At 59.4% G+C, this 24,234-nt stretch carries 18 protein-coding genes and 1 pseudogene; 12 read left to right on the top strand and 7 right to left on the bottom strand.

Annotated features, from left to right (window positions below):
- The first annotated feature begins 34 nt into the window (after nucleotides 1-34).
- Nucleotides 35-1,762: an autotransporter assembly complex family protein gene (locus CKW19_RS20505; RefSeq protein ID WP_095059570.1), complete on the top strand. Its 1,728-nt coding sequence runs from the start codon at nucleotides 35-37 to the stop codon at nucleotides 1,760-1,762.
- The gene (locus CKW19_RS20500) at nucleotides 1,759-5,433 is read left to right on the top strand and encodes a translocation/assembly module TamB domain-containing protein (RefSeq protein ID WP_095059569.1); all 3,675 of its coding nucleotides are present in this window, start codon (nucleotides 1,759-1,761) and stop codon (nucleotides 5,431-5,433) included. Before CKW19_RS20505 ends, CKW19_RS20500 begins: the two co-directional genes overlap by 4 nt.
- A gap of 115 nt (nucleotides 5,434-5,548) precedes the next feature.
- On the opposite strand, the gene lpxH is transcribed toward CKW19_RS20500, so the two are convergent.
- Together lpxH and CKW19_RS20490 are read right to left on the bottom strand one after the other, a co-directional pair.
- Nucleotides 5,549-6,301, bottom strand: a complete 753-nt coding sequence (gene lpxH, locus CKW19_RS20495; protein WP_095059568.1) for a UDP-2,3-diacylglucosamine diphosphatase — start codon at nucleotides 6,299-6,301, stop codon at nucleotides 5,549-5,551.
- On the bottom strand, nucleotides 6,298-6,801 hold the full coding sequence (locus CKW19_RS20490) for a peptidylprolyl isomerase (RefSeq protein ID WP_095059567.1): 504 nt from the start codon (nucleotides 6,799-6,801) through the stop codon (nucleotides 6,298-6,300). Before CKW19_RS20490 ends, lpxH begins: the two co-directional genes overlap by 4 nt.
- A gap of 267 nt (nucleotides 6,802-7,068) precedes the next feature.
- On the opposite strand from CKW19_RS20490, the gene CKW19_RS20485 reads away from it, so the two are divergent.
- Together CKW19_RS20485 and cysS are read left to right on the top strand one after the other, a co-directional pair.
- A complete protein-coding gene (locus CKW19_RS20485) occupies nucleotides 7,069-8,766 on the top strand; it encodes a glutamine--tRNA ligase/YqeY domain fusion protein (RefSeq protein ID WP_095059566.1) in 1,698 nt (565 codons plus the stop codon).
- A gap of 15 nt (nucleotides 8,767-8,781) precedes the next feature.
- On the top strand, nucleotides 8,782-10,164 hold the full coding sequence (cysS, locus tag CKW19_RS20480; RefSeq protein WP_095059565.1) for a cysteine--tRNA ligase: 1,383 nt from the start codon (nucleotides 8,782-8,784) through the stop codon (nucleotides 10,162-10,164).
- Nucleotides 10,165-10,363: 199 nt separating this feature from the next.
- Here cysS and CKW19_RS29605 read toward each other — a convergent pair whose 3' ends face one another.
- The 3 genes and pseudogenes from CKW19_RS29605 to CKW19_RS20465 all read right to left on the bottom strand — a co-directional run bounded on the left by CKW19_RS29605 (nucleotide 10,364) and on the right by CKW19_RS20465 (nucleotide 12,635).
- Entirely contained in the window at nucleotides 10,364-10,477 is a 114-nt protein-coding gene (locus CKW19_RS29605; RefSeq protein WP_371856354.1) for a helix-turn-helix domain-containing protein, read from the bottom strand.
- Between the two features lie 107 nt (nucleotides 10,478-10,584).
- Nucleotides 10,585-10,665: pseudogene (locus CKW19_RS29600) on the bottom strand (helix-turn-helix domain-containing protein); the annotation flags it as partial.
- 140 nt (nucleotides 10,666-10,805) lie between these two features.
- Nucleotides 10,806-12,635, bottom strand: coding sequence for a sigma-54-dependent Fis family transcriptional regulator (locus CKW19_RS20465; RefSeq protein WP_095059562.1), 1,830 nt, complete (start codon nucleotides 12,633-12,635; stop codon nucleotides 10,806-10,808).
- A 381-nt stretch (nucleotides 12,636-13,016) separates the two neighbouring features.
- On the opposite strand from CKW19_RS20465, the gene CKW19_RS20460 reads away from it, so the two are divergent.
- The 6 genes from CKW19_RS20460 to CKW19_RS20435 are packed head-to-tail and all read left to right on the top strand — an operon-like array spanning nucleotide 13,017 to nucleotide 18,967.
- The gene (locus tag CKW19_RS20460; protein ID WP_095059561.1) at nucleotides 13,017-14,111 is read left to right on the top strand and encodes an ABC transporter ATP-binding protein; all 1,095 of its coding nucleotides are present in this window, start codon (nucleotides 13,017-13,019) and stop codon (nucleotides 14,109-14,111) included.
- A complete protein-coding gene (locus CKW19_RS20455) occupies nucleotides 14,111-15,223 on the top strand; it encodes an ABC transporter ATP-binding protein (protein WP_095059560.1) in 1,113 nt (370 codons plus the stop codon). The genes CKW19_RS20460 and CKW19_RS20455 overlap by 1 nt, the downstream gene beginning before the upstream one ends.
- Nucleotides 15,220-16,086: a carbohydrate ABC transporter permease gene (locus tag CKW19_RS20450; RefSeq protein ID WP_020801179.1), complete on the top strand. Its 867-nt coding sequence runs from the start codon at nucleotides 15,220-15,222 to the stop codon at nucleotides 16,084-16,086. Before CKW19_RS20455 ends, CKW19_RS20450 begins: the two co-directional genes overlap by 4 nt.
- A 7-nt stretch (nucleotides 16,087-16,093) precedes the next feature.
- Nucleotides 16,094-16,894: a carbohydrate ABC transporter permease gene (locus CKW19_RS20445; protein WP_095059559.1), complete on the top strand. Its 801-nt coding sequence runs from the start codon at nucleotides 16,094-16,096 to the stop codon at nucleotides 16,892-16,894.
- A 10-nt stretch (nucleotides 16,895-16,904) separates the two neighbouring features.
- Complete coding sequence (locus CKW19_RS20440) at nucleotides 16,905-17,177, top strand: DUF2160 domain-containing protein (RefSeq protein WP_095059558.1); 273 nt, start codon at nucleotides 16,905-16,907, stop codon at nucleotides 17,175-17,177.
- A gap of 47 nt (nucleotides 17,178-17,224) precedes the next feature.
- Complete coding sequence (locus CKW19_RS20435; protein ID WP_095059557.1) at nucleotides 17,225-18,967, top strand: ABC transporter substrate-binding protein; 1,743 nt, start codon at nucleotides 17,225-17,227, stop codon at nucleotides 18,965-18,967.
- A gap of 169 nt (nucleotides 18,968-19,136) precedes the next feature.
- Here CKW19_RS20435 and CKW19_RS20430 read toward each other — a convergent pair whose 3' ends face one another.
- Both CKW19_RS20430 and CKW19_RS20425 read right to left on the bottom strand, forming a co-directional pair.
- A complete protein-coding gene (locus tag CKW19_RS20430) occupies nucleotides 19,137-20,537 on the bottom strand; it encodes a heavy metal sensor histidine kinase (RefSeq protein WP_095059556.1) in 1,401 nt (466 codons plus the stop codon).
- On the bottom strand, nucleotides 20,534-21,208 hold the full coding sequence (locus tag CKW19_RS20425; RefSeq protein WP_095059555.1) for a heavy metal response regulator transcription factor: 675 nt from the start codon (nucleotides 21,206-21,208) through the stop codon (nucleotides 20,534-20,536). Before CKW19_RS20425 ends, CKW19_RS20430 begins: the two co-directional genes overlap by 4 nt.
- Nucleotides 21,209-21,682: 474 nt before the next feature.
- Between CKW19_RS20425 and CKW19_RS20420 the strand changes: the two genes are divergently transcribed.
- Nucleotides 21,683-22,945, top strand: coding sequence for a TolC family protein (locus CKW19_RS20420; protein ID WP_095059554.1), 1,263 nt, complete (start codon nucleotides 21,683-21,685; stop codon nucleotides 22,943-22,945).
- 48 nt (nucleotides 22,946-22,993) lie between these two features.
- Nucleotides 22,994-24,193, top strand: coding sequence for an efflux RND transporter periplasmic adaptor subunit (locus CKW19_RS20415; RefSeq protein WP_095059553.1), 1,200 nt, complete (start codon nucleotides 22,994-22,996; stop codon nucleotides 24,191-24,193).
- Nucleotides 24,194-24,234 lie beyond the last annotated feature (41 nt).

The following is a 24,234-nucleotide window of genomic DNA, read 5'->3' as shown; positions in this document are numbered from 1 at the left end:
TCGCGCTCTCAAGCTCGTGATAGCATTCGCGCCTATGAAGTTTCCAGGAAAAATTACCAGTGGCGTGCTAATGCTGATTTCCAGCTGCACGGCGCTGGCGCAAAGTGAGTTGGATGTGCGGATCAAACCGTCCAACGATGAACTGAAGGCCAATATAGAGGGCTATATCGGCAGCCTCGGTGATCGTGACGAAGAAGCCTTGCAGCGCTTCAGTCGTGGCGCCGAGGAACAGGCGCGCAAGGCCGCCCAGGCCTTGGGCTATTACCAGCCGCAGATTGACAGTGACGTGAAGGACGGCGACAAGCCGCGCCTGATACTGACCATCGACCCGGGTGAACCGGTGCACTTGCGCAACGTCACGGTGCGCATCGACGGTCCTGCTGCCTCCCTCAAATCCTTTCGTGTTCCCAATAGTGATGCCCTCAAAACTGGCGCGGTGCTCAATCACGGGCATTACGAAGACGCCAAACGGTTGATCCAGAACCAGGCGTCGCGTTACGGCTTCTTCAGCGGTCATTTCACGCGCTCAAAATTGTCGGTGGACCCGCGTGCCGGTGTCGCCGATATCGAACTGATCTACGACAGCGGCCCGCGCTATGCCTTTGGCAACGTCGGATTCAAGGGCGACTCGCCGTTCGACGAAGGCTTGCTGCAACGCATGGTGCCGTTCAAGGCCGGTGAACCGTACGACTCGGAATTGATCGCCGAACTCAATCAGAACCTGCAATCGAGCGGCTACTTCGAAAGTGTGCGCGTGGACGCAGCGCCTGCGGCGTCCAAAGACAATGTCATCCCGGTGGAGGTCGAACTGGATACCCGCAAGCCCCGGACGATGGGCCTCGGCCTCGGTTACTCCACCGACGTCGGGCCGCGGGTCAAGGCTAACTGGACCCGGCACTGGGTCAATCCGCAAGGACACAGTTATGGCTGGGAAACCGAAGTCTCGGCGCCCCGGCAAAACGTCGGCCTGTTCTATGACATTCCGCTGGATCCGCCCCTGACCGACAAACTGCGGTTTGCCGGTGGTTACCAGAACGAAGACATCGCCGGCACCGACACCCACAGCGAGCTGCTGAGTATCGGCCCGGAATGGCACAGCAAATTGCCCAGTGGCTGGAAGCGCGTGGTGTCGTTGAAATGGCAGCGTGAGGATTACTCACTGGGTGACGACGCTGGGTCGAGTACGTTGCTGATGCCTGGCGTGAGCTATTCCTACCTGAAAAGTGACAACCGCATTGACCCGCACAATGGCTATCGCCTGCAATTCGAGTCCAAAGTGGCGAAAGAAGGGCTGGGCTCCGACAACAACCTGCTTTACGGCACCGCGCTGGTCAAAGGCCTGACTACTGTGTTCGATAAGCACCGTTTCCTCGGGCGGGTGCAGGTCGGTGGCAGTGCCACCAATGGCTACAAGTCCATACCGCCCTCGCTGCGTTTCTTCGCTGGTGGCGATCAGAGCGTGCGCGGTTACGATTATCAAAGCCTGTCGCCGGAAAACAACGAGGGCGACCGCATCGGCGGCCGTTACATGGTTGCCGCGAGCGCGGAGTATCAATACTCGGTCGCCGAAAAGTGGCGGGTCGCGACGTTCGTTGACCAGGGCAACTCTTTTAATACGCTTGAATTGCCGAACCTCAAGACCGGGGTCGGTATCGGCGTGCGCTGGGTGTCACCGGTGGGGCCGATCCGCCTCGACCTGGCCCATGCACTGGACGACGATGGCGGTATTCGATTGCACTTTTCCATGGGGCCTGAGCTGTGAATCGTGGCTTGAAAGTAACGCTGCTGGCGATTCCGGCATTGTTGATGTTGGTGGTTTTGACGCTGGCCACGGTATTGGGCACAGCAACGGGCAGCCGCTGGGCATTGGGTTTCGTACCGGGTTTGACCCTGGACAATTTTCAGGGCCGGTTGGGCGGACAGTGGAGCGCCGATCGCGTGCTGTGGCAGCAGGACAGCAGCCGGGTTGAACTGAGCAAGGTCATTTTTGCCTGGTCGCCCTTGTGCCTGACGCGCATGACGTTGTGTATCGAGCAGTTGAAGGCCGATCAGGTCAGCCTGCAATTTCCTCCCGGTGTCGAAGAAAAAAGTAGCGGGCCCATCAGTCTTCCGGATTTGAATCTGCCGGTGGCGCTCGAACTGGGAGACATTCAGGTCGGCAGCCTGCTGTTCAACGGCAGCGAAGAACTCAAGGGTTTGCAACTGGCGGCGCACTGGACGGTCAACGGCTTGCAGATCGACTCAGTGAAATTGCAGCGCGATGAACTGAGCCTGAACCTGTCCGGCCTGTTGCAACCGACGGGCAACTGGCCGCTCAAGGTTGAGGGCAAACTGACCCTGCCTTCACCGGGCACCGAGCCGTGGGCACTGGCGCTCAAGGTCGATGGCGACCTGCTGAAAACCTTGAACCTGAAAGCCGACAGCAGCGGCTATCTCAATGGGCAACTGACCGGTGAACTGCAACCGCTGGTGGAAAACCTGCCGGCCAAAGTGCGCATCACCGCCGATGGCTTCAAGCCGAGTGCCGATCTGCCAGATACCCTGCAACTCAATCAACTGGAACTGACCGGCGCTGGCGACCTGAAAAACGGTTACGCGCTACAAGGCAAGGCGAGTTTGCCGGCAGAGAAAGGCCCGGTCGCACTGGCGCTGCAAGGCAAAGTCGACGCCAACGGCGCACAAATCGCCGCGCTGGACCTGATCGCCAACGACAAACAAAGCCTCAAGCTCACCGGGCAACTGGATTGGAGCAAAGCCCTGAGCGCCGAAGCTAAATTCGACTGGCTGGACTTCCCGTGGCACCGGTTGTATCCGCTGATCGATGAGCCGGAAGTGGCGTTGCGCCGCTTCAACGGTGAGGTGTCCTACACCGACGGCAAGTACCTCGGTCATTTTGAGGCCGCTGCAGATGGCCCGGCGGGTGCCTTCACGTTGGCGAGCCCGTTTGCCGGCGACCTGAGCAAAATCTACCTGCAACAGATTCAACTCCAGGCCGGGCAGGGCAAGGCCGAAGGCCATCTGAACCTGCAATTCGCCGATGGCATCGCCTGGGACACCGCACTGGACCTGTCGGCCATCAACCCGGCGTACTGGGTCGCGGAGTTGCCGGGCACGTTGGCGGGGCCGTTGCGCAGTAAAGGCGAGATGAAAAATGAAACGCTCAGCCTCAACGCCGACCTGGACCTGAAAGGTAAATTGCGTGGCCAGCCGGCGGTGATCCAGGCCAAGGCCGATGGCGTTGGCGAGCAATGGAACCTCAACGCGCTGCAAATCCGCCTCGGCGATAACAGCATCACCGGCAAGGGCAGCCTGCAACAGAAGCTCGCCGGGCAGATCGATATCAAACTGACGCGTTTGGCTCAACTCTGGCCCGAACTGCGCGGCCAGATCAATGGCCGCGTGGATGTCGCCGGTACGCTCAAAGCGCCACAGGGCAAGCTCGGGCTGCAAGGCACGCAATTGGTGTTCCAGGACAATCGCCTGCAAAGCCTGAACCTCGACGCCACCCTCGACAGTGCGCAACGGGCGAAAATCGACCTCAAGGGCAGCGGCATCCAGGCCGGTGACACGTCATTCGGGACATTGACGGCCAGCGGTCAGGGCGACATCAAGCATCAGAAACTCGCCCTCGACCTGCAAGGGCCGACGCTGAAACTGGCCCTGGGGCTGGACGGTGCGCTGGACAAAGGCGACTGGCGCGGGCGGCTGGCGAGTGGTGAGATTCAGGCTGGTGGGCAAGACTGGAAGCTGCAAGGTCCGGCGAAACTCGAACGCCTGGCGGACGGTAAAATCAACTTTGGCGCCCATTGCTGGGCGTCCGGCCAGGCGAGCCTGTGCGGTGAAGATTCGCGTCTGATGCCGGAGCCGAAACTGCGTTATCACCTCAAGCAATTCCCCATCGACAGCCTCGCCCAATGGCTGCCCAAGGATTTCGCCTGGCAGGGTCGGCTCAATGCCGACCTGCAACTGGACTTGCCGGCCAGCGGCCCGAATGGCCTGATCAGCGTCGACGCCAGCGGTGGCACGTTGCGCATCAAGGAAAAAGACCAGTGGATCGATTTCCCGTACCAGACCCTGAAACTCACCAGCAAGCTCACGCCTAAACGCATCGACACCGACCTCAATTTCGCCGGTGCCAAGCTCGGCGAGCTGATGCTCCAGGCGCAGATCAATCCGTTGCTCAAGAACAAACCAGTGTCGGGCTCATTCCGCTTGAATGGGCTGGACCTGTCGGTGGCGCGACCGTTTGTGCCCATGGTCGAGAAACTGACGGGGCGTTTGAATGGCAGCGGTACGATCTCCGGTGGTCTGTTGGCGCCGCAGGTCAATGGCAGCTTGCAGCTCAGTGATGGCGAAGTCTCCGGCCCCGAGTTGCCGATGGAACTCAAAAACCTCAACCTGCAAGCGCTCATCGCTGGCGAAAACGTGCAACTGAACGGCGGCTGGAAAAGCGGCAAGAGCGGGCAGGGGACCTTGAACGGCAACATCGCCTGGGGTCAGGCGCTGGTGGTGGACCTGGCGCTCAAGGGCTCGCAGTTGCCCGTGACGGTCGAGCCTTACGCCAAGCTGGAAGTGGCGCCGGACCTGAAAATATCGATGAAGGGTGACGAGTTGGCCATCGCCGGCAAAGTGCTGGTGCCCAAGGGTGACATCACCATTCGCGAGTTGCCGCCTTCGACGGTCAAAGTCTCTGATGACACGGTGATCGTCGGTCAGCAGACCGAAGAGGGCAATCCGCCGCTGGCGATGAAAATGGACATCGAAGTGCTGGTCGGTGACGAGAAGTTGAGCTTCGCCGGGTTCGGCCTGACCGCCAATGTGCAAGGGCATGTGCACATCGGCGACAACATGGACACCCGGGGTGAGTTGTGGCTCAACGACGGTCGTTATCGCGCCTATGGGCAGCGGCTTTCGGTGCGCCGGGCGCGGTTGCTGTTTGCCGGACCGATCGACCAGCCGTATCTGGACATCGAAGCGATTCGCCAGACCGACGACGTGATCGCCGGTATTCGTCTGAGCGGCAGCGCCGAGCAACCGACCACGCAGATTTTCTCCGAACCGGCCATGAGCCAGGAGCAGGCATTGTCCTATCTGGTGCTCGGACGTCCGTTAAGTACCAACGGTGAAGACAACAACATGCTGGCACAGGCCGCACTCGGGTTGGGCCTGATGGGCAGCTCCGGGGTGACCGGTGGGCTGGCCAAGAACCTGGGGATCGAGGACTTCCAGCTCGACACCGAGGGCAGCGGCAACGCCACCAGCGTGGTGGCTAGCGGCAACATCTCGGAGAAGCTCAGCCTGCGTTATGGCGTCGGCGTGTTCGAACCGGCCAACACCATCGGCCTGCGCTACAAGCTGAGCAAAAAGGTCTACCTCGAAGTCGCCAGCGGTGTGGCCAGTTCGCTGGACATCTTTTACAAGCGGGATTTCTAAGCCGTATCCGTGCTGTGGCGAGGGCGCTTGCTCCCGCTGGGCCGCGAAGCGGATCAGAACACGGTCAATAAAATGTGGGAGCGAGCCGGCTCCCACAGGTTTTTGTGTGTGGCAGTCAGATCGATGGAGCCTGCAATTGCGGCGGCGGGGTGAAATCGAACGGTGCCAGCGCAAACCCGCTGTCATCCACCTGCAATGCCCAGCCTTGACGGTCCCAATCCCCCAGCACAATGCGCCGTGCCGCTTGTTCGCCCAGTTGCAACTTGTGGATGGCGGGGCGGTGGGTGTGGCCGTGGATCAGGGTTTTCACGCCGTATTCCTGCATGATCCGCGGAATCTCCTCGGGCGTGACATCGACGATGTCATTGGCCTTCATCCGTGTTTGCGCACGGCTTTCACTGCGCAGCTTACGGCCCAGTTTATGGCGGGTACTCAAGGGCAAATGGCGCAGGATGAACAGCGTGATCGGGTTGCGCAGGTAACGCCGCAGCTTCATATAGCCGACGTCGCGGGTGCAAAGGCTGTCGCCGTGCATCAATAGCACCGGCTCGCCGTTGAACTGCACGACACTCGGGTCCTTCAACAATGTACAGCCGGCCTGTTTGCAGAAAGCCTTGCCGAGCATGAAGTCACGATTGCCGTGCATCAGAAAAATGGCCGTGCCGCTGTCGCTCAACTCGCGCAGGGCCTGGCAGATGGAACGCTGGAAAGGGGTCATGGCGTCGTCGCCAATCCACGCCTCGAAAAAGTCGCCCAGAATGTACAACGCACTCGCCGAGCGGGCGCGTCCGGCGAGCAAATCCAGAAACGCCCGGGTTATGTCCGGGCGCTCCTCTTCCAGATGTAAATCTGAAATCAGCAATATCACTCAATGATCTCGGCTTTCTCGATGATCACGTCGTCTGCTGGTACGTCCTGGTGGCCGGACTTGGAAGTGGTGGCCACGCCTTTGATCTTGTCGACAACGTCGGTGCCGGCGGTCACTTTACCGAATACCGCGTAGCCCCAACCCTGAGTGTTCTTGCCGCTGTGGTTGAGGAAGCTGTTGTCTGCAACGTTGATGAAGAACTGCGCGGAAGCCGAATGCGGCTCCATGGTGCGGGCCATGGCGACGGTGTACTTGTCGTTGGAGAGGCCGTTGTCAGCTTCGTTCTGGATGCTTGGACGCTTGTCTTTCTTTTCTTTCATGCCTGGCTCGAAACCGCCGCCCTGGATCATGAAGTTACCGATGACACGGTGGAAAACGGTGTTTTCGTAGTGACCGGCCTTAACGTACTCGATGAAGTTGGCCACGGTGATCGGGGCTTTGTCGGCGTTCAGTTCGAGGACGATGTCGCCATGGTTGGTCGTCAGTTTGACTTGGGTCATGATCGGGACTCTTTTGAGTTGAAGCGTATTAAAGGAATTCGTGGTGTTGGAACCTCACGTTCCGCCACCGGTTCAGCCTGTCTTGGCCAAGGTGCGCAGTTTAGCGTGCCGGGCGCGAATTTCGAGGCTGTTTTTTCATTTAGAGCCTATTAAATACGACGGTTTACAGGGTGCGCTCTGTCAGGCACTTGACGGCATCGGCTATGATAGCGGCTTTGTTTTGTCCGGCCTTCATTACGGCCACGCACTTGTACGTTCAAGGATCCTATGAGTAAGCCCACTGTCGACCCTACCTCGAATGCCAAGACCGGCCCTGCCGTGCCGGTCAACTTCCTGCGGCCGATCATCCAGGCAGACCTGGACTCGGGCAAGCACACGCAGATCGTTACCCGTTTCCCGCCTGAACCCAACGGCTACCTGCACATCGGCCACGCCAAGTCGATCTGCGTGAACTTCGGCCTGGCCCAGGAGTTCGGCGGCGTCACGCACCTGCGTTTCGACGACACCAACCCGGCCAAGGAAGACCAGGAATACATCGACGCGATCGAAAGCGACGTCAAATGGCTGGGCTTCGAATGGTCCGGCGAAGTGCGCTACGCCTCGCAGTATTTCGACCAGTTGCACGACTGGGCCGTTGAGCTGATCAAATCCGGCAATGCCTACGTCGACGACCTGACCCCGGAGCAAGCCAAGGAATACCGTGGCAGCTTGACCGAGCCAGGCAAGAACAGCCCGTTCCGTGATCGCTCCGTGGAAGAAAACCTGGACTGGTTCGCCCGCATGAAGGCCGGCGAGTTCAAGGACGGCGCCCGCGTACTGCGCGCCAAGATCGACATGGCCTCGCCGAACATGAACCTGCGCGACCCGATCATGTATCGCATTCGCCATGCGCATCACCACCAGACCGGCGACAAGTGGTGCATCTACCCGAACTACGACTTCACCCATGGTCAGTCGGACGCCATCGAAGGCATCACCCACTCGATCTGCACCCTGGAGTTCGAAAGCCACCGTCCGCTGTACGAGTGGTTCCTCGAGCACTTGCCTGTGCCGGCCAACCCGCGCCAGTACGAATTCAGCCGTCTGAACCTGAACTACACCATCACCAGCAAGCGCAAGCTCAAGCAACTGGTCGATGAGAAGCACGTGCATGGTTGGGACGACCCGCGCATGTCCACGCTGTCGGGCTTCCGTCGCCGTGGCTACACGCCGAAATCGATCCGCAACTTCTGCGAAATGATCGGCACCAACCGTTCCGACGGCGTGGTGGACTTCGGCATGCTCGAATTCAGCATCCGCGACGACCTCGACCAGAGCGCGCCGCGTGCCATGTGCGTGTTGCGACCGCTGAAAGTCGTGATCACCAACTACCCGGAAGGCCAGGTCGAGAACCTCGAACTGCCATGCCACCCGAAAGAAGACATGGGCGTGCGCGTCCTGCCGTTCGCTCGCGAAATCTACATCGACCGTGAAGACTTCATGGAAGAGCCGCCGAAGGGCTACAAGCGCCTGGAACCGGCCGGTGAAGTGCGTCTGCGTGGCAGCTACGTGATCCGTGCCGACGAAGCGATCAAGGACGCCGATGGCAACATCGTCGAACTGCGTTGCTCGTACGACCCGGAAACCCTGGGCAAGAACCCTGAAGGCCGCAAGGTCAAAGGCGTGGTGCACTGGGTGCCGGCCGCGGCCAGCGTCGAGTGCGAAGTGCGTCTGTACGATCGTCTGTTCCGTTCGGCCAACCCTGAGAAGGCCGAAGACAGCGCCAGTTTCCTGGACAACATCAACCCTGATTCGCTGCAGGTACTCACCGGTTGTCGTGCGGAGCCTTCGCTGGGCAACGCACAGCCGGAAGACCGTTTCCAGTTCGAGCGCGAAGGTTACTTCGTCGCGGATATCAAGGACTCGAAACCAGGTCAGCCGGTATTCAACCGTACCGTGACCTTGCGTGATTCGTGGGGCCAGTGATTCAAGGAAGTTAACGTGCTAACCATTTACAACACGCTCACCAAGAGCAAAGAAGTCTTCAAGCCTTTGGATGGCAACAACGTGCGCATGTACGTCTGCGGGATGACCGTGTACGACTACTGCCACCTGGGCCACGGCCGCAGCATGGTTGCGTTTGACCTGGTGACACGCTGGTTGCGCTTCAGCGGTTACGACCTGACTTATGTGCGCAACATCACCGACATTGACGACAAGATCATCAACCGGGCCAACGAGAACGGCGAATCGTTCGAAGCGTTGACCGAGCGCATGATCGCGGCGATGCACGAAGACGAAGCGCGCCTGAACATCAAGAAGCCGGACATGGAACCGCGTGCCACGGATCACATCCCTGGCATGCACGCGATGATCCAGACCTTGATCGACAAGGGTTACGCCTACGCCCCGGGCAATGGCGACGTGTACTACCGCGTCGGCAAGTTCATGGGCTACGGCAAACTGTCGCGCAAGAAGATCGAAGACCTGCGCATCGGTGCGCGCATCGAAGTCGACGAGTCCAAGCAGGACCCGCTGGACTTCGTGCTGTGGAAAGCCGCCAAACCGGGCGAGCCGAGCTGGGAATCGCCGTGGGGCGCCGGGCGTCCAGGCTGGCACATCGAATGCTCGGTGATGTCGACCTGCTGCCTCGGTGAGACTTTCGACATTCATGGCGGCGGCAGCGACCTTGAGTTCCCGCACCACGAAAACGAAATCGCCCAGAGCGAAGCGGCCACCGGCAAGACCTACGCCAACGCGTGGATGCATTGCGGCATGATTCGCATCAATGGCGAGAAGATGTCCAAGTCCTTGAACAACTTCTTCACCATTCGCGACGTGCTCGACAAGTACCACCCGGAAGTCGTGCGTTACCTGCTGGTGTCGAGCCACTACCGCAGCGCCATCAACTATTCGGAAGACAACCTCAAGGACGCCAAGGGCGCACTCGAGCGTTTCTACCACGCGTTGAAAGGCCTGCCGACTGTCGCGCCTGCTGGCGGCGAAGCGTTCGTCCAGCGCTTCACCACGGTGATGAACGACGACTTCGGCACGCCGGAAGCCTGCGCAGTGCTGTTCGAGATGGTCCGCGAGATCAACCGTTTGCGCGAGAGTGATCTCAACGCAGCGGCCGGTCTGGCAGCCCGTTTGAAAGAACTGGCCAGCGTGTTGGGTGTGTTGCAACTCGAAGCCGATGACTTCCTGCAAGCCGGTGCCGAAGGGCGCGTCGATGCAGCCGAAGTCGAGGCATTGATCGCTGCGCGTCTGGCGGCACGTGCCGGTAAAGACTGGGCCGAATCCGACCGCATCCGCGATCAGCTCACCGCCATGGGCGTGGTGCTGGAAGACGGCAAGGGCGGCACGACCTGGCGTCTGGCTGACTGATTGCTGTAGTCGCTACAAACAAAACCCGCCTTGTGCGGGTTTTTGTTTTTAGGGGCTGCTCGCTAATTCTGCTCTGACAGGGCGGGCCCCATCGCTGGCAAGCCAGCTCCTACAAGGTCGCGCCGTTCGCCAAATTTACGTACACCTCGGGCACTGTAGGAGCTGGCTTGCCAGCGATAGGGCCCGTCCGGGCAACCCATCATTCCGTCTGGCGCAATCGCTTGTAAAGGGTGTTACGGCTCACCCCAAGCCGCCTGGCCAGATACGAAATATTCCCCCCGCTGCCATTCTGCTCTGACAGGGCGGGCGTCATCGCTGGCAAGCCAGCTCCTACAAGGTCGCGCCGTTCGCCAAATTTACGTACACCTCTGGCACTGTAGGAGCTGGCTTGCCAGCGATAGGGCCCGTCCGGGCAACCCATCATTCCGTCTGGCGCAGCCGTTTGTAGAGGGTATTGCGACTAACCCCCAACCGCCTGGCCAGATACGAAATATTCCCCCCGCAGCCATTCTGCTCTGACAGGGCGGGCCCCATCGCTGGCAATCCAGCTCCTACAAGGTCGCGCCGTTCGCCAAATTTACGTACACCTCGGGCACTGTAGGAGCTGGCTTGCCAGCGATAGGGCCCGTCTGGGCAACCCATCATTCCGTCTGGCGCAATCGCTTGTAAAGGGTGTTACGGCTCACCCCAAGCCGCCTGGCCAGATACGAAATATTCCCCCCAGCCGCCTGCAACTGCCGATTCAAATCCTCCACATCATTCAAATCCACGGCAATCGGTTCCGCCGTCTCGACCGGCTCCATCTCCAGATCAACAAAGAAATCATCCGGCAAATGCTCCGGCCGTATCGGTTGTTCCTCGGCCATGGCCAGGGCTACCTGAATCACGCTGCTGACCTGACGTAAATTGCCTGGCCACGGGTGACGGCTGAACAGTTCCAGCACTTCGTGACTCAACCCGGCCCATTGGCTCGGCTCGCGGTGTTGTTCCCACAGGCGTTTGAACAGCGCCTCTTTATCACTGCGTTCTCTCAAGGGCGGCAATTCCAGGGTCAGGCCGCCGATGCGGTAGTACAAATCCTCACGAAACCGCCCCAACTGCACCTGTTCGCGCAACGAACGGTTGGTTGCGGAAATGATGCGCAGGTCCACCGGGAACAACTCGCTGCTGCCCACCGGTTGCACGCAACGCTCCTGCAATACTCGCAGCAGGCGGGCCTGGGTCGGCAGCGGCATGTCGCCGATTTCATCAAGGAACAACGTGCCTTTGTCAGCCTTGCGAATCAGCCCGATGCTGCCTTTCTGATTGGCCCCAGTGAATGCGCCTCTCTCGTAGCCGAACAGTTCAGATTCGACCAGTTCGGCGGGGATCGCGGCACAGTTCACCGCAATAAACGCCTGTTTGCTGCGAGAGCTGGCTTGATGCAGCGCTTTGACGAAAACTTCCTTGCCGACCCCGGTTTCCCCATGGATCAGCAACGGAATGTCTTTTTCCAGCAAGCGCTCGGCCTGGCGCACGGCTTTTTCCACGCGGCTGTCGCCAAAATGCAGGGTGTTCAGGCTGATCGCAGCAGGCGCCGCCACGGGTTCAGCAAACACTCGCGGCTGCACCGGCACTTGTTGCGGCCTTTTCAACAGGCACTGAAAGCGGTTGCGCCCGGAAGCTTGTAGAGAGAAGGGCAGGCCTTCGGGTTGATTGAGCAGTTCCAGCAGCGAAACCTTGAACAGGCTTTCGACGCTGATCCGCGAGAGTCGAACGCCAAGCAAATTATCGGCGCGGCGGTTGGCCGACAAAACCTGTCCGCTCTCATCGAAAATCAACAACCCGGCCCACTGGCTGTCGAGGTTGTTCAGCCCAGTGTTGAACGTCAGTTGAAAATGCTGACCGTGGAACAGGTTGAGGATCAGCCGGTTTTCCACGGTCTGGCTCATCATCTTGACCATGCCCAAGGTATGAGAGGGCGGCAGATAGCTGTCGCTGGACACATCCAGCACCGCAATGACTTTGCGTTCGGCATCGAAAATTGGCGCGGCGGAACCGGTCATGAAACGGTTGGCCTTGAGGAAGTGTTCGTCATGCTCAATGTGCACCGCCTGCTCGCAGGCCAGCGCAGTGCCAATGGCGTTGGTCCCGCTGCAACGTTCCATCCAGCTGGCGCCGGCGCTGAACCCGCGGGTCAGGCTCGGTTCAATGAAACGCTGGGTCCCCCATGACGTCAGCACCTGGCCCTGATTGTCGGCGAGCATGATCAGGCAATTGGAGTTGCTGAGGATGTTCTCGTAGTACGGCAGCACTTCCTGATGGGTGGTCTGCACCAGGGAATGCTGGCTCTCCAGCAGTTGCGCAATGTCCACGGCCGGCAATTGGTCGAATGCCGGCGTGCTCTGGTGACTGAGGCCGAACGTGCGGCAACGTGACCAGGAGTCCTGGATGATGGCGTCGTGGGAGAGCGGCGAGGCGGGTGCGGCCATGGCAGTCGATCTCTGGGCAAGCTTTTATTGTTTTTATGGGTTTTGCACATCACGTTGAATCTCACACGTGATGGTTCTGGCGCGCCACGCCTTTGTAGGAGCCGGCTTGCTGGCGATGGCGATTTCGATGACGCCATCGCCAGCAAGCCGGCTCCTACAGGTGGCCGTGAACAGTCCGTAGAGTGTTGTTCACTATTGTTCATTGTCAATCGCTCGACTGTTCAGTTGTTCATTTCAAATTGTTCATTTGTGTTCAGCAACGAACGCCATTTTTCTTCCTTTTTCAGGATTTCCAAACTGAATCAATAACTTGAATTTTCTGGCACGAATGTCGCTGTAGTGCTCCGGTCGCTTGACTCAAAAAAATAAAAAGGCCGAGCCATGTCACTCACCCTGGAGCACGTCAGCCGCACCGTCGAGGGCCAGACCTGGATCGACGATGCCAACCTGAGTTTCGAACCCGGATCGTTCAACGTTTTGCTTGGGCGTACCTTGTCCGGCAAAACCAGTCTCATGCGCCTGATGGCCGGTCTGGATAAGCCTGACAGCGGTCGCATCCTGATGAATGGCGTCGATGTCACCCAGCGGCCTGTGCGGTTACGCAACGTGTCGATGGTGTATCAGCAGTTCATCAACTACCCGACCATGACGGTGTTCGAGAACATCGCCTCGCCGTTGCGACAGGCCGGGATGTCCAACGAACAGATCCAGAGCAAAGTGCTGGAAACCGCGAAGATGCTGCGCATCGAGAAGTTCCTCCAGCGGCATCCTCTCGAACTCTCCGGTGGTCAGCAACAGCGCACGGCCATGGCCCGGGCGTTGGTCAAGGACGCGGAGCTGATCCTGTTCGACGAACCGTTGGTCAACCTCGACTACAAGTTGCGCGAAGAGCTGCGCCAGGAAATGCGCGAGCTGTTCAAGGCGCGCCACACCATCGCCATTTACGCCACCACCGAGCCCAACGAAGCGTTGGCCCTGGGCGGCACCACGACGATTCTTCATGAAGGCCGGGTGATTCAGAGCGGGCAGTCGTCCTCGGTCTATCACCAGCCGCAGTCAGTGCTGGCGGCCGAGCTGTTTTCCGAACCGCCGATCAACCTGATGCCGGGGCGCATTGCCGGCAATGAAGTGAGCTTCGCCAACTTCGTGCACTTCCCGCTGAACGTCGATCTGCGTCCGGTGGGCGAGGGCGAGTTTCGCTTCGGCGTGCGGCCCAGCCATATCTCGCTGGTGCCGAGCAACGACGACGACCTCGAGCTGGCGGTGACCGTCGAAGTCGCGGAAATCAGTGGCTCGGAAACCTTCCTGCACGTGCGCAACGAGCATTTCCTGCTGGTACTGCACTTGCCCGGCGTTCACGAATACGACGTCGATGCGCCGATTCGCATCTACATCCCGACCCATAAACTGTTTGTGTTCGATGCGCAGGGGCGGCTGGTCCAGGCGCCGGGCCGGCGTGTCGCGAGGGTTGCCTGATGGCCGAAATCCGTTTGCAGAACCTCGCCCACAGCTACAGCAAAACCCCGACCGGACCGGAGGATTATGCGATTCGCGAGATGGACCACATCTGGGAGCAGGGCGGAGCCTACGCCTTGCTTGGCCCCTCGGGCTGCGGCAAGTCGACCTTGCTCAATATCATCTCCGGGCTGCTCAGTCCGTCCCAGGGGCATGTGCTGTTCGATGGCAAAGCGGTCAACAACCTGACCCCGGAGAAGCGCAACATCGCTCAGGTTTTCCAGTTCCCGGTGGTCTACGACACCATGACGGTGTTCGACAATCTGGCCTTCCCGCTGCGCAATCAGGGCATGGCCGAGGCGAAAGTTCACAGCAAGGTGCAGGAAATCGCCGAAGTCCTCGACCTGCAGAATCTGCTGAGCAAAAAAGCCCGCAACCTCACCGCCGACGAGAAACAGAAAGTCTCCATGGGCCGTGGGCTGGTGCGTGACGACGTGTCGGCGATTCTCTTCGACGAGCCGCTGACGGTGATCGACCCGCACCTGAAGTGGAAACTGCGGCGCAAGCTCAAGCAGATTCACGAGCAGTTCAACATCACCATGGTCTACGTCACCCACGATCAGCTGGAGGCCTCGACCTTCGCCGACAAAATTGCGGTGATGTACGGCGGGCAGATCGTGCAGTTCGGTACGCCAAGGGAACTGTTCGAGCGACCCAGCCACACCTTCGTCGGCTACTTCATTGGCAGTCCGGGCATGAACCTGATCGACGTGCAGCCGCAACCGGGTGGCGTCGGTTTCGCGTCGACCCATCTGCCGTTGTCCGAGGTCATGCGGCAGCGCATTGCTGAATCGGAGTGGAAAACCCTGAAGGTCGGCATTCGTCCGGAGTTCATCCATGTGTGGGACGAAGCCTTTGATGACGCGTTGCGGGCAGACGTCGTACACGTGGAAGACCTCGGCACCTACAAGATCATGACCCTGAACCTTGATGGGGCTCCGCTGAAAGTGCGTCTGGCGGAAGACAAGCCGGTGCCCCAAGGCACGGCGTACATCAGCTTTCCGGCGCAGTGGTTGATGGTCTATGCCGATGAGTTCCTGCTGGAGGCGCAAGCCCACGAGGTGCAGCGATGAACAAGGTGCAGAACAATAAAGCCTGGTGGCTGGTGCTGCCGGTGTTCCTGCTGGTGGCGTTCAGTGCCGTGATCCCGATGATGACGGTCGTCAACTACTCGGTACAGGACATCTTCGACCAGTCCAGCCGCTACTTCGTCGGCGCCGACTGGTACAAACAAGTGCTGCTCGACCCGCGCCTGCACGACTCGCTGCTGCGCCAGTTCATCTATTCGGCCTGCGTGCTGCTGATCGAAATCCCCCTGGGCATTGCGATCGCCCTGACCATGCCGACCAAGGGCCGCTGGTCGTCGGTGGTGCTGATCATCCTGGCGATTCCGTTGCTGATCCCGTGGAACGTGGTCGGCACCATCTGGCAGATCTTTGGCCGGGCCGACATCGGTCTGCTGGGGGCGAGCCTCAAGGCCATGGGCATCAACTACAACTATGCGGCGAACACCATGGATGCCTGGGTCACCGTGCTGGTGATGGACGTCTGGCACTGGACGTCGCTGGTGGCGCTGCTGTGCTTCTCTGGCCTGCGGGCGATTCCGGACGTGTACTACCAGGCGGCGCGGATTGACCGGGCCTCGGCCTGGGCGGTGTTCCGGCACATCCAGTTGCCCAAGCTCAAGAGTGTGTTGCTGATCGCCGTGATGCTGCGCTTCATGGACAGTTTCATGATCTACACCGAGCCGTTCGTGCTCACCGGTGGCGGGCCTGGCAACGCGACGACCTTCCTCAGCCAGACCCTGACGCAGATGGCGATCGGGCAGTTCGACCTGGGGCCGGCCGCCGCGTTTTCGCTGGTGTACTTCCTGATCATCCTGTTGGTGTCCTGGCTGTTCTACACCGCCATGACTCACTCCGACGCCAACCGCTGAGGCCATCATGAGCAAGAGAAAGCTTGTTCCACTGCTGCTCTACATCCTGTTCCTGCTGGTGCCGATCTATTGGCTGCTGAACATGTCGTTCAAGAGCAACGGCGAAATCCTCGGCGGCCTGACGCTGTTCCCCCAGGATTTCACCTTCCACAATTACAAGGTGATTTTCACTGACCCGGCCTGGTACACCGGTTATCTCAACTCGCTGTACTACGTGAGCCTGAACACGGTGATCTCCTTGAGCGTGGCGCTGCCGGCGGCGTATGCGTTTTCGCGTTATCGCTTCCTTGGCGACAAGCACCTGTTCTTCTGGTTGCTGACCAACCGCATGGCGCCGCCAGCGGTGTTCCTGCTGCCATTTTTTCAGCTGTACTCGTCGATCGGGTTGTTCGACACGCACATCGCCGTGGCCCTGGCCCATTGCCTGTTCAACGTGCCACTGGCGGTGTGGATTCTCGAAGGCTTCATGTCCGGCGTGCCGAAGGAAATCGACGAAACCGCTTACATCGACGGCTACAGTTTCCCCAAGTTCTTCGTGAAGATTTTCATCCCGCTGATCGGCTCCGGCATCGGCGTGACGGCGTTTTTCTGCTTCATGTTTTCCTGGGTCGAACTGCTGCTGGCGCGAACCCTCACCTCAGTGAACGCCAAACCGATCGCGGCGGTGATGACGCGCACGGTCTCGGCGTCCGGCATCGACTGGGGCGTGCTCGCGGCGGCAGGGGTGTTGACCATCCTGCCGGGCATGCTGGTGATCTGGTTCGTTCGCAACCACGTGGCCAAGGGCTTTGCCCTGGGCCGGGTATGAGGAGCTGATGATGGAATGGATGAGTTGGACGGTCCCCACGGCGGCATTTTTTAGTTTTATCGGTTTGATCCTGGTGGGCATGACCACCTGGGAATTGCGTTCGCCGAGCATTCTGCGACGAGGTTTTTTGCCGATTGCCACCACCCGTGGCGATCGGCTGTTTATCGGTCTTCTCGGCAGCGCCTACCTGCATTTGCTGGTAATCGGCGTCACCGACTGGAGCATCTGGGTCGCCTTCGCGATGTCCCTGGTGTGGCTGTTGGCTGTGATGCGTTGGGGCTAGTCGAATCGCTCGGCAATGTTGCTCCGAAACTTAAACAGGAGGTCTCTATGTTCGACAAAAACAATAAGCTGCGACATAGCATTTCATTGGCAGCCATGCTGGCACTCAGCGGTTTGAGCGCATCGGCCTGGGCCGACGCCTATGAAGACGCGGCGAAGAAATGGATCGGCGCTGAGTTCAAACCGTCGACCCTGACGGCCGATCAACAACTGGAAGAGCTGAAGTGGTTCATCAAGGCCGCGGAGCCGTTTCGCGGCATGAGCATCAAAGTGGTCTCGGAAACCATCGCCACCCACGAGTATGAATCCAAGGTGCTGGCCAAGGCCTTCAGCGAGATCACCGGCATCAAGCTGACCCACGACTTGCTGCAGGAAGGCGACGTGGTGGAAAAGCTGCAAACCCAAATGCAATCGGACAAAAACATCTATGACGGCTGGGTCAACGACTCTGACCTGATCGGTACGCACTTTCGCTACGGCAAGACCGAATCGATCACCGACCTGATGGCCAACGAGGGCAAGAACTTCACCTCGCCGACCCTCGACATCAAGGACTTCATCGGCATCTCCTTCACCACGGCACCGGACGGCAAGATCTATCAATTGCCTGACCAGCAGTTCGCCAACCTGTACTGGTTCCGCGCCGACTGGTTCGAACGCGCAGACCTGAAGGCCAAGTTCAAGGAAAAGTACGGCTACGAGTTGGGCGTACCGGTGAACTGGTCGGCCTATGAAGACATCGCGAAATTCTTCAGTGAAGACGTCAAGGAAATCGACGGCAAACGCGTTTACGGGCACATGGACTACGGCAAGAAAGACCCGTCACTGGGTTGGCGTTTCACCGATGCCTGGTTTTCCATGGCCGGTGGTGGCGACAAGGGCATCCCCAACGGCTTGCCGGTGGACGAGTGGGGCATTCGCGTCGAGGACTGCCATCCGGTGGGCTCCAGCGTGACACGCGGTGGCGACACCAATGGTCCGGCGGCGGTGTTCGCCACCACCAAATACGTAGACTGGATGAAGAAGTACGCACCACCGGAAGCGGCGGGCATGACCTTCTCCGAATCCGGGCCGGTGCCCTCGCAAGGCAGCATCGCTCAGCAGATCTTCTGGTACACCGCATTCACCGCCGACATGACCAAACCGGGCTTGCCGGTGATGAATGCCGACGGCACGCCGAAATGGCGCATGGCGCCGTCACCGCGTGGACCGTATTGGGAAGAGGGGATGAAACTGGGTTATCAGGACGTGGGTTCCTGGACCTTCATGAAGTCCACGCCTGAGAAGCAAAAACTGGCGGCCTGGCTCTATGCGCAATTCGTGACGTCGAAAACCGTCTCGCTGAAGAAAACCATCGTCGGCCTGACCCCGATCCGCGAGTCGGACATCAACTCGCAAGCCATGACCGACCTGGCGCCGAAACTCGGTGGCCTGGTCGAGTTCTACCGCAGCCCGGCCCGCGTGCAATGGACCCCGACCGGGACCAACGTGCCGGACTATCCTCGCCTGGCACAACTGTGGTGGAGCCACATTGCTGAAGCCGCCAGCGGCGAGAAAACCCCGCAACAAGCGCTGGACGGCCTGGCCAAGGATCAGGACGCCATCATGTCCCGCCTTGAGCGCTCGAAAGCCCAAGCCACTTGCGCGCCAAAAATGAACCCTGAGCGCGACGCGCAATACTGGTTCGACCAACCGGGTGCGCCTAAGCCGAAACTGGAAAACGAGAAGCCGAAAGGCGAAACCGTGAGCTATGCCGAACTGCTGAAATCCTGGGAGGCAGCGCGTAAGTAAGGAGGTTGTGTTGTGAAAGCGAACGGCACCGGAAGGTGCCGTTTTTTGTTGTCTGATCCACCGTCATCGCTCGCAAGCGAGCTCCTACAAGGGATTTCCTCCGCCCACATAATTTGCACCCACTGCCGGCCCACTGTAGGAGCGAGCAGGCTCGCTCTCACATGGGCAGTTATGCGTCGGCTTTTGGAAACCCCAACCGAAACACCGTCATCGTTCCCGGCAAACTCTGCACCTGCGCCACGCCCTGATGCAGGCTCATGATCGAGCGCACAATCGCCAACCCCAGTCCGGTGCTGCCTTGGGCACGAGATCGGCTGCTGTCGACCCGGTAAAAGCGCTCGAACAGATGCGGCAGATGCTGCGCTTCGATGCCGGTGCCGGGGTTGCTGACGAGCAGCGAAGCCTCTGTTGCGCCGCACTCGATCAGTAGTGAAACGGTTTCTCCGGGTGGACAGTGGCGCAGCGCATTGGACAACAGATTGGAGATCGCCCGTTGAATCATCAACCGGTCGCCCAGCACCCGCGCGCTGCCAACCACACTCAGATCGATCCGCTTCTCCTGGGCCGACAGCGCAAACAGATCGGCGACTTTCAGCGCTTCATCCTCCAGCTCGATCAACTCAAAAGGCGCGAGCGACTCCGGATGACTGACCTGCGCCAGAAACAGCATGTCGCAGACGATCCGAGCGACACGCTCCAACTCTTCAATGCACGACACCAATACATCTTTGTACTCTTCGGTCGTGCGTTCCCGGGACAGGGTTACCTGCGCCTTGCCCATCAGGTTGTTGATCGGCGTGCGCAGTTCATGGGCCAGATCATCGGAGAACTGCGATAGCTGCTGCACACCGTTGTCGAGGCGGTGCAGCATGAAGTTGATGCCTTGCGCCAGTTCGCTCAACTCCTGCGGCATGTTTACCACCGACAGTCGATGATCAAGATCCTGGGTCGATACCATCGCCGCCACTTTGCGAAACTCGCGCATCGGAGCCAGGCCTCGTTGCACCGTCACCCAGGCACTCAAGCCAATGAAGATCAGCAGCCAGGGCAACGCTATCAGCGTCGAGCGCAGATAGGCGCTGAGCAATGCCTGGTCGTGGGCATTGTCCATCGACAGCAACACCGGAACACTGGTGCCATCCTTGAGGCGAATCAGCTTTGACAGGGTGAGATATTTCGCGCCTTCAGCACCGGTGCTGTCGCTGTAGGTCAACTGATCGCTGGTCGCTCGCACGGCTTTGAGTTCAGGGCGTGGATCGACCATGCCGGTGCCGGACTTCAGCAGCGGGGAACGCTGGTTGCTTCGGTCGTAAATGGTCAGCGTGAGATTGTCGTGGCCCATGACCTGATCGAGCAGGATATGCGGCTTCGAACTGATCTCAGCGGGGTCGGTGTACAGCGACAGGCCGTGTTCAATCTGCTCCATCTTGCTGGCCAGACTGTCCCGGGAGAGCGTATTGAGCTCATGGGTCAGGGCGAAGTAAGCCAATACTGCGAGGAACATCACCAACAGTGCCCCAAGAATACTCATGGTCAGTCCCAGCCGTAGCGACAGGCTCGCTGGTTTCATTCCCGCGCCTCCAGAACGTAACCGACGCCGCGCAAGGTGTGGATCAGCTTGCGGTCGAACGGATCGTCGATTTTCGCCCGCAAACGCCGTATCGATACTTCAACCACGTTGGTGTCGCAATCGAAGTTCATGTCCCACACCAGTGAAATGATCTGCGTGCGGGTCAGCACTTCGCCGGACTGACGCATCAGCAGATGCAGAAGGGCGAATTCCTTGGTGGTCAGGTCGATACGTTGCTCGCCGCGAAAGGCACGGTGACGACCCGGATCGAGCTCCAGATCGGCGACTTTCAGAACCTGCGGCACCGGGATGTTTTCACTGCGGCGCATCAGCGTGCGTACCCGTGCGAGCAGTTCGGGAAACTGGAATGGCTTGACCAGATAATCATCGGCGCCCAGGTCGAGACCACGAATCTTGTCGGCCAGACGACCGCGGGCAGTGAGCATCATCACCCGGGTGGAGTGCGTGTGACGCAGTTGTTCCAGCACGCCCCAGCCATCCATCTCCGGCAGATTCACGTCCAGGATCACCAGGTCATACGCCTGCTGTTGCGCCAGGTGCAATCCATCGGCGCCGGTGGCCGCGTGGTCAACGACATAACCACTTTCCGTCAGTCCCTGATGCAAGTATTCGGCAGCTTTAAGCTCGTCCTCGACGACAAGGATTCGCATGATTAATCACCACTTATATTTAATGGGTAAGTCACTAGGTCAGTCAGGAAAGTTTGTTGTTTTTGAAGGGTTTCCGAACGGGTTTATTGACGACACTGTGTTGTGAGTTTCAGATTTCCTATTGAGGATTTCTTTGAGTGAGGGTGCGCAAGGTAAAGGCTGTAGTGGCTACAGAGTCAATGATTGACTGAGTCTAGAGCCCTGAAATCGGCCTTCTGCGACACCCTGACGCAGCGCGCCAGGCCAAAACACTCACTCGATTCATTAGAGGTGAACTGAGGCAAGTGCTGTTTGGCGGATAATGCTTGTGTATTTGTTTCGATGTATTGCTATATCAAGGTGGGCACTTCGCATCCTAGTGCAAAACAACTTCCATAATCCCTGGATAACGGATTTGTAATCTTCCAGTCACCTTGTCGATAAGTTCAAAACTCTACCGTGGCGACAGTCTTGATTTAAAAAGGAAGTATTCCATTGCCCGGTTTAAGAGAACTGACGGCGCGATCACGCCTGAAAAAAACAGTAAGGGCGGTGACCGCCGGATGCGCGTTACTGCTGGCGGGTTCGGGACTTGCGCAAGCATCGACACTGACCCTGGAACAAGCCCTGAAAACAGCGTTTGCCGGTAACCCCGACCTCGCGGCAGCCCAGTGGGAAATCGGCATCGCCGAAGGTGACCGCAAGCAGGCCGGGTTGATCCCCAACCCCGAAGTGTCGTGGGAGGCCGAAGACACCCGCCGCGATTCGCGCACGACCACGATGATGCTCAGCCAGCCGATTGAACTGGGCGGTAAACGCGGCGCACGAATCGATGTTGCGAGTCGCGCACAGGACGCGGCCGGAATCGAATTGGAGAACAAGCGCAATGCCCTGCGCGCCGATGTGATCCTGGCGTTCAACAGCGCTCAAACGGCGCAGCAACGCTTGCAGCTGTCCCGCCAATCGCTGCTACTCGCCGAGAACGGTTTGCGCGTGGTCAAGGGGCAGATCGATGCCGGAAAATCATCGCCGGTCGAAGGCACTCGGGCGCAAGTGCAGCTCTCGGAAGTGCGCCTGGAGCTGAGCCGCGCAGAACGTGATCAGGCCAATGCCTATCAGCAATTGGCGCAGGTGATGGGCGCACCGTTGCCGACATCGACCGCCGTGCAAGCCGTCACAAATAGCATGCCCAACGTGCCACCGCCGGCCCGTTTGCTTGCGCGTCTGAATGAAACCGCCGAACTGCGTCTGGCCAAATTGCAGATCGATCAGCGTGAAGCATCGCTGGGGCTGGAGAGGTCGCAACGCATCCCCGATCTGACGGTGAGCGTCGGTAGCCAGTACAGCGAAACCGACCGCGAGCGAGTCAACGTGGTCGGGCTTTCGATGCCGATCCCTTTGTTCAACCGCAACCAAGGCAACATTCTGGCGGCCGCGCGGCGCAGCGATCAGGCCCGGGATTTGCGCAACGCCACCGAGCTGCGCCTGCGCACGGAAATTCAGACCACCCTTGAGCAATGGCAGACCGCCAATGACGAAGTCAAAGCGTTCAACCAGACAATTCTGCCCGCCGCACAAAGTGCGGTCGACAGTGCCACCCGCGGATTCGAAATGGGCAAGTTCGGCTTTCTCGACGTGCTCGACGCCCAGCGCACCCTGATCAGTGCCCGCAGCCAGTACATCCAGGCAGTCAGTGAAGCGACAGACGCCCGGGTACGCATCGAACGCATCTTCGGCGACCTCGCCGTCAGCCCTTGAATTTCATCTTTTTGATTACTGCGCGGCGATAGGCGCAGAGGAGTTTGCATGGATAAAAAACTGATCGTTGTCGCACTGGCGACAATGGCGTTCGGCATTGGTATCGGTTCGATGTGGCCGGGCAATTCCGTCGTCGACGCCCATGCCGATGAAGCGGCGGAACAGGCGGATCACGCTGAAGACGGCGCAGCCACTGACGGTGGACATGCCGAAGGCGAAGAAGGGCTCCTGGCGTTGAGTGCCGAACAGATCGCTGCCGCCGGCATTCAACTGGTGCAATCGCGGGCGCAGAACATCAGCCTCGGCCTGCCGTTCCCCGGCGAAGTGCGTTTCGATGAGGATCGCACGGCTCACCTGGTGCCACGCGTTCCTGGTGTTGTCGAGTCGGTTTCGGTCAATCTCGGGCAATCCGTGAAGAAAGGCCAGTTGTTGGCAGTCATCAGCAGTCAGCAGATCTCCGATCAGCGCAGCGAACAGGCTGCGGCACAACGGCGCCTGGTGTTGGCTCGCACCACCTACGAGCGCGAGAAGAAACTGTGGCAGGACAAGATTTCAGCCGAGCAGGACCTGCTTCAGGCGCGCCAAGCGCTGGAAGAAGCCGAAATCGCCGTGACCAACGCCCGGCAAAAAATCAGCGTACTGAGCGGAAGCGTGGTTGCCACCGGCGGTAATCGCTACGAATTGCGTGCGCCATTCGATGGTGTCGTGGTGGAAAAACACCTGACACCGGGGGAGGTGGTCGATGAAACCACCGCTGCCTTTACGCTCTCGGATCTGTCGCGAGTCTGGGTGACTTTCGGCGTTTCGCCCAAGGAACTGAGCAAGGTGCAAGTGGGCAAACCCGTTACCGTCAGCGCTCCGGAATTGAACGCCGAGGTTGCCGGCACCGTCAGCTACGTCGGCAGTCTTTTAGGCGAACAGACCCGCACCGCCACTGTTCGCGTCACCCTGGAAAACCCGCAAGGCTCCTGGCGTCCAGGCCTGTTTGTCACTGCGCTGGTCGCCACCGACAGCCGACAGGCGAACGTCGCCGTACCGGAAACCGCCATCCAGACCATCGAGGACAAACCCACGGTATTCGTGCGGACCGACGACGGCTTCAAGGCGCAAACGGTGGCGCTGGGACGAAGCGCGGCAGGTTTGGTGGAGGTCACCCAAGGGTTGGGGGCCGGCGTGCAAGTCGCGGGTGCCGGCAGCTTCGTTCTCAAGTCGGAAATGGGCAAAGCCTCGGCCGAACACGCTCACTAGCGCCTTCCCGTAAACGCCCACCGATTCGCCCCTCGACGAGA

Origin of the sequence: Pseudomonas sp. Irchel s3f7, assembly GCF_900187615.1 — a bacterium.
In the GTDB taxonomy this organism is placed as follows: domain Bacteria; phylum Pseudomonadota; class Gammaproteobacteria; order Pseudomonadales; family Pseudomonadaceae; genus Aquipseudomonas.
The sequence above is the reverse complement of the archived record's forward strand: the minus strand, read 5'-3'. Positions and strand labels throughout refer to the sequence as shown.

Bases quoted from the DNA above. Each gene is read 5' to 3' on its own strand.
- CKW19_RS20465 (WP_095059562.1), bottom strand. From the start codon at position 12,635: ATGGCCGCACCCGCCTCGCCGCTCTCCCACGACGCCATCATCCAGGAC.
- CKW19_RS20435 (WP_095059557.1), top strand. From the start codon at position 17,225: ATGTTCGACAAAAACAATAAGCTGCGACATAGCATTTCATTGGCAGCC.
- CKW19_RS20505 (WP_095059570.1), top strand. From the start codon at position 35: ATGAAGTTTCCAGGAAAAATTACCAGTGGCGTGCTAATGCTGATTTCC.
- CKW19_RS20490 (WP_095059567.1), bottom strand. From the start codon at position 6,801: ATGACCCAAGTCAAACTGACGACCAACCATGGCGACATCGTCCTCGAA.
- CKW19_RS20485 (WP_095059566.1), top strand. From the start codon at position 7,069: ATGAGTAAGCCCACTGTCGACCCTACCTCGAATGCCAAGACCGGCCCT.
- CKW19_RS20445 (WP_095059559.1), top strand. From the start codon at position 16,094: ATGAGCAAGAGAAAGCTTGTTCCACTGCTGCTCTACATCCTGTTCCTG.
- CKW19_RS20460 (WP_095059561.1), top strand. From the start codon at position 13,017: ATGTCACTCACCCTGGAGCACGTCAGCCGCACCGTCGAGGGCCAGACC.
- CKW19_RS20450 (WP_020801179.1), top strand. From the start codon at position 15,220: ATGAACAAGGTGCAGAACAATAAAGCCTGGTGGCTGGTGCTGCCGGTG.
- CKW19_RS20455 (WP_095059560.1), top strand. From the start codon at position 14,111: ATGGCCGAAATCCGTTTGCAGAACCTCGCCCACAGCTACAGCAAAACC.
- CKW19_RS20415 (WP_095059553.1), top strand. From the start codon at position 22,994: ATGGATAAAAAACTGATCGTTGTCGCACTGGCGACAATGGCGTTCGGC.
- CKW19_RS20440 (WP_095059558.1), top strand. From the start codon at position 16,905: ATGGAATGGATGAGTTGGACGGTCCCCACGGCGGCATTTTTTAGTTTT.
- CKW19_RS20430 (WP_095059556.1), bottom strand. From the start codon at position 20,537: ATGAAACCAGCGAGCCTGTCGCTACGGCTGGGACTGACCATGAGTATT.
- CKW19_RS29605 (WP_371856354.1), bottom strand. From the start codon at position 10,477: ATGACGCCCGCCCTGTCAGAGCAGAATGGCAGCGGGGGGAATATTTCG.
- CKW19_RS20425 (WP_095059555.1), bottom strand. From the start codon at position 21,208: ATGCGAATCCTTGTCGTCGAGGACGAGCTTAAAGCTGCCGAATACTTG.